At 44.8% G+C, this 8,272-nt stretch carries 12 protein-coding genes and 2 pseudogenes; 6 read left to right on the top strand and 8 right to left on the bottom strand.

The features are described from left to right. Positions 1-248: 248 nt before the first annotated feature. Positions 249-371 carry a zinc ribbon domain-containing protein gene (locus tag EWV66_RS24490; RefSeq protein WP_369800412.1) on the bottom strand — a complete coding sequence of 41 codons (123 nt, stop codon included), beginning with the start codon at positions 369-371 and terminating at the stop codon, positions 249-251. A gap of 51 nt (positions 372-422) precedes the next feature. Between EWV66_RS24490 and EWV66_RS19590 the strand changes: the two genes are divergently transcribed. After that, on the top strand, positions 423-602 hold the full coding sequence (locus tag EWV66_RS19590; RefSeq protein ID WP_072927484.1) for a hypothetical protein: 180 nt from the start codon (positions 423-425) through the stop codon (positions 600-602). Between the two features lie 40 nt (positions 603-642). Here the strand turns inward: EWV66_RS19590 and EWV66_RS19585 are convergent. Continuing rightward, positions 643-1,071, bottom strand: a pseudogene (locus tag EWV66_RS19585) (RNA-guided endonuclease TnpB family protein); the annotation flags it as partial. A gap of 174 nt (positions 1,072-1,245) precedes the next feature. After that, positions 1,246-1,653: a hypothetical protein gene (locus EWV66_RS19580; RefSeq protein WP_002756869.1), complete on the bottom strand. Its 408-nt coding sequence runs from the start codon at positions 1,651-1,653 to the stop codon at positions 1,246-1,248. Positions 1,654-1,701: 48 nt separating this feature from the next. Between EWV66_RS19580 and EWV66_RS19575 the strand changes: the two genes are divergently transcribed. The 3 genes from EWV66_RS19575 (at position 1,702) to folE (ending at position 4,421) form a co-directional block, all read left to right on the top strand. Next, on the top strand, positions 1,702-2,607 hold the full coding sequence (locus EWV66_RS19575; protein WP_002789333.1) for a hypothetical protein: 906 nt from the start codon (positions 1,702-1,704) through the stop codon (positions 2,605-2,607). A 337-nt stretch (positions 2,608-2,944) separates the two neighbouring features. Next, entirely contained in the window at positions 2,945-3,673 is a 729-nt protein-coding gene (locus EWV66_RS19570; RefSeq protein WP_052277267.1) for an SDR family oxidoreductase, read from the top strand. A 49-nt stretch (positions 3,674-3,722) separates the two neighbouring features. Then, positions 3,723-4,421 carry a GTP cyclohydrolase I FolE gene (folE, locus tag EWV66_RS19565; RefSeq protein ID WP_002738197.1) on the top strand — a complete coding sequence of 233 codons (699 nt, stop codon included), beginning with the start codon at positions 3,723-3,725 and terminating at the stop codon, positions 4,419-4,421. Positions 4,422-4,600: 179 nt separating this feature from the next. Here the strand turns inward: folE and EWV66_RS19560 are convergent, their stop codons facing one another. Further along, positions 4,601-5,239 carry a phosphoribosylanthranilate isomerase gene (locus tag EWV66_RS19560; RefSeq protein ID WP_287107432.1) on the bottom strand — a complete coding sequence of 213 codons (639 nt, stop codon included), beginning with the start codon at positions 5,237-5,239 and terminating at the stop codon, positions 4,601-4,603. A gap of 120 nt (positions 5,240-5,359) precedes the next feature. On the opposite strand from EWV66_RS19560, the gene psaK reads away from it, so the two are divergent. Continuing rightward, positions 5,360-5,626: a photosystem I reaction center subunit PsaK gene (psaK, locus tag EWV66_RS19555; RefSeq protein WP_002756861.1), complete on the top strand. Its 267-nt coding sequence runs from the start codon at positions 5,360-5,362 to the stop codon at positions 5,624-5,626. 167 nt (positions 5,627-5,793) lie between these two features. Beyond that, positions 5,794-5,907, top strand: a complete 114-nt coding sequence (locus tag EWV66_RS19550; protein WP_287107433.1) for a CopG family transcriptional regulator — start codon at positions 5,794-5,796, stop codon at positions 5,905-5,907. Positions 5,908-5,998: 91 nt separating this feature from the next. On the opposite strand, the gene EWV66_RS19545 is transcribed toward EWV66_RS19550, so the two are convergent. The 4 genes and pseudogenes from EWV66_RS19545 to EWV66_RS19530 form a co-directional block, all read right to left on the bottom strand. Continuing rightward, positions 5,999-6,214 (bottom strand): hypothetical protein, encoded by a 216-nt coding sequence (locus EWV66_RS19545; RefSeq protein WP_287107434.1) that lies wholly within the window; start codon positions 6,212-6,214, stop codon positions 5,999-6,001. Positions 6,215-6,324: 110 nt separating this feature from the next. Beyond that, positions 6,325-6,597, bottom strand: coding sequence for a hypothetical protein (locus EWV66_RS19540; RefSeq protein WP_287107435.1), 273 nt, complete (start codon positions 6,595-6,597; stop codon positions 6,325-6,327). A gap of 684 nt (positions 6,598-7,281) precedes the next feature. Further along, a complete protein-coding gene (locus tag EWV66_RS19535) occupies positions 7,282-7,809 on the bottom strand; it encodes a DUF3011 domain-containing protein (protein ID WP_008204724.1) in 528 nt (175 codons plus the stop codon). A 145-nt stretch (positions 7,810-7,954) separates the two neighbouring features. Then, positions 7,955-8,272, bottom strand: a pseudogene (locus EWV66_RS19530) (photosystem II D2 protein (photosystem q(a) protein)); the annotation flags it as partial.

The raw sequence follows: 8,272 nt of genomic DNA, 5'->3' as shown, positions 1-8,272 counted from the left end.
AACATGAGATTTTTTCGACTTGTTCAAAGTGGCCGTCCGGCATCCGGACACTCAAAACGGACGGGTCGAAAGAGTCAGACTTAAGCAATTAAGCGTTTTTCGCTATCTGCGTCAACCCCATTGACGCGACCACCCTAAAAAAGTGGCGTGGTACGGACGGCGATTCCCAAACCTCACGATTTGGGTTTCTGCTTCTTTCCCTTGCGGGGTTCCGCACCTGCCGCCCCAGTTTTACTCTGTTCTGGTCATCAGGTCGCGACCCGGACTGACACCGCAAGCCCTGCGGCCAAAATGTTTTTACTAGCGTTAATATCTCGGTCATGGTGAGTCCCACAGTCTGGACAATCCCACTCTCGAATATTTAACGGCATTTTCAAGGGCAATATACCCGCAATTACTACACCTTTTAGAGCTAGGAAACCATCTATCTAGGGTCTGCTGAAAAAGTTTTTCCTGGTGGCAGGGTGTGGGGTGTGGGGTGTGGGGTGTGGGGTTTTACCCATTTTCACCTGGTCAATTACCTAATTTTCAGGGAAAAAGTCCCGAAATTTTCCCCTCAATCACTGCAAGGGTCGGGACTTTTTGAGGTCAAAAAAGTCTAAAAGCCTTATCCAACAAGGTTTTTAGATTTATTCAGCAAACCCTATCTATTTCGATGTAGTTTCTCCCATACCAACGGCATTTATAGGCTAATTGTCGGGTGATTTCTCCCCAGCTTACATCAGATATTGCCTGAGATAATTTCGGGTTTTTGACCAGATTCTTGACGGCTAAATTCTCAACCACAATAGTTTGGTTTTCCCGAACTAATTGAGTGGTTAGCTTGTGTAAATGGTCTTTTCTGCTATCGGTGATTTGAGCGGGAATTCTGGCTACTTTGATTCTCGCTTTTTCTCGATTCTTTGAGCCTTTTTTCTTCCTAGAAAGGCTTTTTGGGTCTTTTCGCAGTCTCCGATAATGCTTTTAAAAATGCTTAGGATTAGATACTTTGTCGCCATCGCTGGTAATCACGAGGCTACTAATTCCTAAGTCAATTCCAATGGCTTTATCTGTTACTGGTAAGTACCTAAGCAAAATTAATTACACATATCTAACCACCTCTTGCCTTTTGCCTTTTGCCTTTCTTCACTAGGAAATTAATTTTGCACGACTACTTAACAGTAAAGCCAACCTAGAACGACGGGGTTTCAGACCCAAAATTTTCGATGATCATAGACTATAGCAAAACCCCCGGGCTTTTTCCGGTTATTTCACTAAATAGCTGCGCCATTGTGAGGCAACTTCTTCCAGTAAACGCCAAGTTTTACCCTCGATCTGTCTTTGTAAATAAAGATCAAAATTGTTGTGTTGTTTGGTATCTTTTTGATGGGGCAATTGTAGAGTTAGATCGTAATCTCCCTGCAAGTGATAAGCGGGCAAATTGCCCACATAAAGCGGTTCCAGACTGGTGACATTAATTTTAGCAATTTTTACCTGCGGATCATCGATATGTAAAGATTGACTAAGGCGATCGGATGTGTGACGAAATTGTAATAAAAGGGCTTTGGCGACGATTTCTCCGTCGGGGGCAAATTCTTGCGGGGGAGTGACACTACCACAAGCAGTCAGGAAGACAAGGAAAATACTGGTTAAAAAACCGAGAAAACGGCGCATAGAATGATATTTTGAAAAAGAATGGCAGCGGGTTAAGAAGAATTAATTATGACTCAACCAAATGAGCGAGAGAATTTCAGCCAAGCAGAAACGGTGATCCGGCTACAAGAGGCGATCGAGCAGTTAAATTCGATCGTTTCCCAACTTAACACGGGAACGGGGATAGTGTTACCCCCAAAAGTTGCTGTTGATAATCTTCTTAACTCAACGCAACAGTTAGCCGCTGCTTTAAAACCAGACGAATTCGCAGAAGTTGAGCAAAGTTTAACCCCAGATTCTCCCATCGAAGCAGCGGAGGGAATTGACGATATTTTACCGGATTTCGAGCAGGTGGAAGGGTGGTGGACGGCGATTTTAAACAAAATTCGCCGACTTTTACCTGGGGGAATTAGCGAAAAAATTCCCGATTGGTTAATCACCGGCTTGTTAACAGGAAGTTTAGTCACTATCCTCTTAGTAGCCGTGATCAGTTTACCGAAAAATCCGGCGGAAATTGCTGAAAATATGCCTGAAGTTGTCTCTAGTCCTTCACCGGCAGCTGGGGAAATTATCGAAACTCCCCCAGAATTAACCGCACCAGAGGCACCGATTCCCGTCCCGATTACTAAAGCAAAACCGCGATTAACTCCCGAACAAAGTTTAGTCGCAGCTATTCAAGAGGAAATTACCGATTTAACTACTCGTTATCCCGCCGGGATTATTTCTACCGTAGAAGCGGATTTTTTGGCTAGTCGTCTAGTAGTTATTTTGGGCGATAATTGGTATAGTCTGGAGGCATCACAACAGGATAAATTGGCTAATTCGGTTTTTCAACGTTGCCAAAGTCTTGATTTTCGTCGCTTGGAAATGAAGGATAACGAGGGAATTCTCCTCGCTAGAAGTCCCGTTGTCGGCGATCGAGTGGTAATTGTCAATCGCACTCAACCCACCGCTGCCATCTCCTCCGGTGAGTAGTTTTCAGCGCAGGAGGAGGGAGTTTCAAGGCAGCCTCAAGAATTCTCGCCAACCAGTCCGCTTTTTCCCCTCGCTGGTTAGATATCTGAATATACACAAAGATTAGTGATCCCTGACTTAACAGTGCTATAATTGGCTAGGTAAAATTTTGTAACGATTCTTAAATCTTGAACCTACCCGATAGTCAATGCTTCCCCCCGCCCCAGGTGGACGCGGCAATTTTGGTGCGAGAAAAATTGCTCCGATCCAACCCAACTGCCTTAAACCTTTCTAGGGTTCCCCTAACCGCCAAAATTTTGCCCTAACTACCCGGAATTAAGAGATTTCAGATTATACCATGAACTCTGTTATTCGTCAACAGCGAGCGCTGATCACTGGAGCCAGTAGCGGCATCGGCAAAGAAACCGCCCTCGCTTTCGCCAAGGCGGGAATTAATCTGGTTTTAATCGGTCGCAATCAGCAAAAATTGGCAGCCGTGGCGGCAATGGCGGCAGATTTAGGCGTATCAGCCCAAGCTTACCCCTTAGATTTGGCAGATATACCGGAAGTAGCTTCTAGGATCGCTAAAATCGCCCAAGAATCCGGACCGATCGATATCCTGATCAATAATGCTGGCATGGGTTACACAAATCCCTTAGCTGACACACCTTTGTCAGACTGGCAGCGGGTGATCGACCTGAATTTAACCAGTGTTTACCAGTGTGTGCAGGGGATTTTACCTGCCATGCGTCAACAGGGAGGAGGCACGATTATTAACGTTTCCTCGATCGCCGCCGATAATTTTTTTCCTGATTGGGGGGCCTATAGTGTCAGCAAAGCGGCATTAGTGGCATTTTCTCGCATTTTAGCGATCGAGGAGCGGGTCAACGCCATTCGCGTCACGATTATCACCCCCGGTGCTGTCAATACTCCCATCTGGGACAGCGATAGCGTCAAAGCAGATTTCGATCGCTCGGCCATGTTAACCCCAGATATCATCGCTCAGGCCATTCTGCAAGCGGTGTTACTGCCCAAACAGGCTGTAGTGGAAACGATGACCATTATGCCCAGTGCGGGGGCATTATAACCCAAAATACTTCTATTTATCGATCAATTCGCCTACAGGCCTCTTCATTATGACCATAGCTTCTTCTAACGGTTTAAACGGTAATCTAACCGACGCTATTCAAGCACGCGTGACCACTCGCCCCGATCGCAACACCCACAATGGCAAAACCGCTCAAATTCATCCGACTTCCGACGAAAACAAAGAACAGATGATGGATGCGGTCAGAAATATCCTGATCTCGGTGGGAGAAGATCCCGAAAGAGAAGGTTTATTAAAAACCCCCAAACGGGTGGCCGAAGCGATGCAGTTTCTCACCCAAGGCTATCAACAATCCCTAGAAACCCTCGTTAATGGTGCGATCTTCGATGAAGGTCATAATGAGATGGTATTAGTGCGCGATATTGACTTCTTTAGTCTCTGTGAACATCATATGTTACCCTTCATGGGGCGGGCCCACGTTGCCTATATTCCTAACCAAAAGGTGGTCGGATTAAGTAAATTGGCCCGCATTGTGGAAATGTATTCCCGTCGTTTACAGGTCCAAGAGCGCCTCACCCGTCAGATTGCCGAAGCGATTCAAGAAATTCTCGACCCCCAAGGGGTTGCGGTAGTCATGGAAGCAACCCATATGTGCATGGTGATGCGCGGGGTGCAGAAACCGGGATCTTGGACTGTCACCAGTGCCATGTTAGGAGTCTTCCAAGACGAGCAGAAAACCCGCGAGGAGTATCTTAACCTGATCCGTCATAAACCTAATTTCTTCTAGTCAGGGAAATGGGGGAATGGGGAAATGAGGAAATGGGGGAATGGGGAAATGGGGGAATGGGGAAATGGGGGAATTCAACTAAAACCCCAAAACCCCCCCAGAACGCGCACGCAGTGACCACCCCAACACCCTAAAACCCTAAAACCCTAAAACCCCAACACCCAAAACCTTCTAACTGATCACTGATCACTGATTTTTTGCAGTCGCTCTAACAAGAGGGCGACTTTTTTGAGGTCTTTATCACCAGGCGATCGCTCAACGCCGCTAGACACATCAATACCCTGGGGGTGCAGCCTGGTTAAAGCTTCACTAATATTATCGGGGTTGAGTCCTCCGGCCAGAAACCAGGGCAAGGGGGGCGAAAAACTGGCTAAGGCTTGCCAGTCTAAGGTATGTCCCGTACCGCCGAGTAATTGGGGATGGTAGGCATCTAAAAGCAAAGTATCGACGCTATTGAAGTAAATTGCCGACTTTTCCCAACTTTCTCTGTCTTTGATCCGCAAAGCCTTGATAATTTCCCGGTCGGGTAATAATTGCCGCAGCCTTTGGCAATATTCGGGAGATTCCCTACCATGTAACTGCACACTTGTCAAGGGGGTTTTAACAATTATTTGCTGAATAATTTCCGGTTGCTCGTCGGCAAAAACACCGATAAAATCAATTTTGTCGGGTATTGCGGCGGTAATAGCGTTAATTTGCTCGATTTTGACGTAACGAGGCGAACTAGGTACGAGTATAAAACCTAAAGCCGTAGCTCCTAAATTAGCGATCGCTCGTCCTTGGTCCGGTTGGGTAATGCCGCAAATTTTAATTCGCATTTAATCTTATTCACAAAACGTTACAAAAACTGTTAAGTATTCAAACAAAAAGCAGTTTCGGGTCAAGAGCTTTTTATAATGCCCTGTGGTTAACAAAATCTTATCAAGACTGGAGCGCAAATGATCCCTTCCGCCTTACTTTTAGCCACTGCTCAAACCATTCCCTGGAATTTATCCGTCGGCATTACCATGACGTTAGCTAACCTAGTAGCGTTCGTTATCGGTTATTTTGCTATCCAAAATACTGGGGCCGGCCCTGCCTTACCCTTGCCGCAGTTAGCCTCGAAAAAAAGCTTCGGTCTGCCGGAATTATTGGCTACCATGAGTTTTGGCCATATTCTCGGTGCGGGACTGGTTCTCGGTCTTTCTAACGCGGGTATTCTCTAATCAGTAATCAGTGACCAGTAAACCTCAGAGAGAGGAGTAAGGAGCCAGTAGTCAGTAGTCAGGAGAACTAAGCATAAAGAGATTTTAGGCAACTTCATCCCTATTTTTCCCATTTTTGAACTCTCAAAAGTTAATTATGCCAGAAGTCTAGTAATCGTCCAGAGCGGGTGATTATTCTGGCTGCTGGAGGGAAAATTAAGAAAGCAGTTGCCCAAGTCGAAGTTGGAGACTTTGCTAACAAAGAAGAAGCAGTATTGGCTAAATTAACTCAGGAAAGTTAGATGGATGCGGAAAGAAGTATCGAAAATAATTGATAAATGCGAACGTTGCTAATCGCTTAATTAATCGTAAATATTGCCTCTAGAGTTAATCTCATAAATAAAGATTTCGTCTGTCTCCTTTTAACTCACCTTTAAGTTTTTTGATATCAAGTTCTTCAGGGGGATAAACGTTTTGAGTTTCAAGGCAGGTTTTGAGAATACCAATTTTAGTCAAAACAGATTTTCGGCTATTGGCATCTAGTTTCTCCAAAAATTTATTGGCTGATCCAGGTTCTTCGTTACTTGGTATGGTTCGATCAGGGGGCATAAATAGGCTAAATCCTTATCTGGCAAGAGACTTAATTGATTAGCTCGTTCTAGATTGAAAACAATTGGCAAAAATCGAAGCAATGTCTTTCTATATAAGGGTTTCATCCCTTATAACTCCCGTCCATTGCATAACACAAACCGAAGAACCCTGATCCACTGATCCTGATCTTCACGATTAAACCAGCCTGTAATATCAACGAAGCCGTCGTCTTTGTAATCAACAGGATTAAAGGTTGCTTCTATGTCAGCTTGTTCTATATCATCAACATAGGGAATCAGCATCTCGAAGAATTTAAACCACTCTTCCCGCATAACTTCGCGGACGCTTTCCTTGATGATGGTTTTGAGCATTAGAGCATCTAAGGTGTTTGCCGGCTCCATATATTTTCCTCCAATCTACTTGAATTCTAGCAGCAGATCAAGAAAACGGGTTTCTTACAGCAGCTATCTTAATGATCAGGTAGGCAGTTTTCGTTTTGGGGAGTCGGTGGTCGATACCAAATTAGTTTACACTTCATCTTGATGAGCAACGCTGTACCCCGAACTGAAGTTAAATACAGCCAATAGATCGTAAAATTTAGGAAGTTATTATGTTGATTTTTAAGGCTTTTTTGTCAGCCTAGTAAAATTTGGTTAAGCAACTAAGTAAAAGTGAGCGATCGATGCTAGAGAAAACACCGATGACGATGATGGATTTCTTTCGCAAAAGCGAAGGATTTTAGTTTTCTCGGTTCTTCGTTACTTGGCTTAATTGATTAGTTCGCTCTAGAGCAAAAACAATTGACAAAAATCGCTAAATGCCTTTCTCTATAAGGGTTCCATCCCTTATAACCCCCGTCCATTGCATAACACAAACCGAAGAGCCGTTTTCTCAAGCTACTGTTCGAGGCAAGTCAAGAGATTGGGAGAGATTCAGGTAATACAAGGATAGGCGGTTAAAGTGCGTCTTAGCTTACCTGATAACGTTCTTAAAATCTATCTTCAGCAAAAGTTACTCATTTTAGCTATCTAGCTATATAAATAAGTAACTTTACAAGGTTTTAGATAGAGTTTTGGTTTCTATATTTAACCCCGATCCTCACAAACAAAGTCCACTACTCGATCGATTTCCCGGGATGAGCGGATGCGACGACTACCGCTGCCAAGTTCGCCACCACGACAATTAGCCCACCAACGCTCGCGACTGCCATTAACGATCGCATCAAATTCTCTAATTCTGCCACTATCATAATAACTGCGGCGATCAACGACAAAACGACCGATATTGGGGAGGCGAAATTCTTCGTAAACATTACCTTCCCAACCGCCACCAGAATTACCGTGATGGTCGTCGGTGCGTACCTCAAACTCGCCCCGACAACCATTTCTGACCACAATATTGCCGTTTTGGAAATCCCAATTACCCTCACAGGGAGCAGCGGAGCGAGTGCGGGTTAATCTTACTTGAGCCCATCTAGCGTTCACGGGACAGCGAGTAGTGCGACCGCTTTGACTTTCACAATTAACTCTCATGGTTCTGGCCGCTGCTGGCTCGCTCCCCAGGGGATAAATTAGCAACAAGCCGAGACTAGATAATAAAATTTGGCGAAACATTGTCTTAATCTCCAAGAAATTCTCTAGTTTATCTTACAGGGGTATCAAGAAAATGAGTAGTAGTGCTTGAAATGCCTTAATCAACAAAAAAGAAGGGTGATTTAACTTCACCCTTCCCCCTATTCGGTAAATTTTCTTGCCATCCTTAGAGAGCGTTACCGCGAGGTAATACTTCTTCAGGGAAGATAAAGTTTTCGTGGGGTTGGTCTTGGGGAGCCATCCAAGCTCTCAGACCTTCGTTAAGCAGAATATTTTTAGTGTAGAAGGTTTCAAATTCCGGGTCTTCCGCCGCTCTCAATTCCTGAGAAACGAAGTCATAGGCCCGGAGGTTAAGGGCTAATCCCACCACACCCACAGCACTCATCCATAAACCAGTCACGGGGACAAAGAGCATGAAGAAGTGTAACCAACGTTTGTTGGAGAAAGCGATGCCGAAGATTTGCGACCAGAAACGGTTCGCAGT

It is taken from the genome of Microcystis sp. M_OC_Ca_00000000_C217Col, assembly GCF_007095585.1.
In the GTDB taxonomy this organism is placed as follows: domain Bacteria; phylum Cyanobacteriota; class Cyanobacteriia; order Cyanobacteriales; family Microcystaceae; genus Microcystis; species Microcystis panniformis.
This window is presented reverse-complemented; position numbering and strand designations above follow the sequence as displayed.

Bases quoted from the DNA above. Each gene is read 5' to 3' on its own strand.
- EWV66_RS24490 (WP_369800412.1), bottom strand. From the start codon at position 371: ATGCCGTTAAATATTCGAGAGTGGGATTGTCCAGACTGTGGGACTCAC.
- EWV66_RS19580 (WP_002756869.1), bottom strand. From the start codon at position 1,653: ATGCGCCGTTTTCTCGGTTTTTTAACCAGTATTTTCCTTGTCTTCCTG.
- EWV66_RS19575 (WP_002789333.1), top strand. From the start codon at position 1,702: ATGACTCAACCAAATGAGCGAGAGAATTTCAGCCAAGCAGAAACGGTG.
- EWV66_RS19570 (WP_052277267.1), top strand. From the start codon at position 2,945: ATGAACTCTGTTATTCGTCAACAGCGAGCGCTGATCACTGGAGCCAGT.
- folE (WP_002738197.1), top strand. From the start codon at position 3,723: ATGACCATAGCTTCTTCTAACGGTTTAAACGGTAATCTAACCGACGCT.
- EWV66_RS19560 (WP_287107432.1), bottom strand. From the start codon at position 5,239: ATGCGAATTAAAATTTGCGGCATTACCCAACCGGACCAAGGACGAGCG.
- psaK (WP_002756861.1), top strand. From the start codon at position 5,360: ATGATCCCTTCCGCCTTACTTTTAGCCACTGCTCAAACCATTCCCTGG.
- EWV66_RS19545 (WP_287107434.1), bottom strand. From the start codon at position 6,214: ATGCCCCCTGATCGAACCATACCAAGTAACGAAGAACCTGGATCAGCC.
- EWV66_RS19540 (WP_287107435.1), bottom strand. From the start codon at position 6,597: ATGGAGCCGGCAAACACCTTAGATGCTCTAATGCTCAAAACCATCATC.
- EWV66_RS19535 (WP_008204724.1), bottom strand. From the start codon at position 7,809: ATGTTTCGCCAAATTTTATTATCTAGTCTCGGCTTGTTGCTAATTTAT.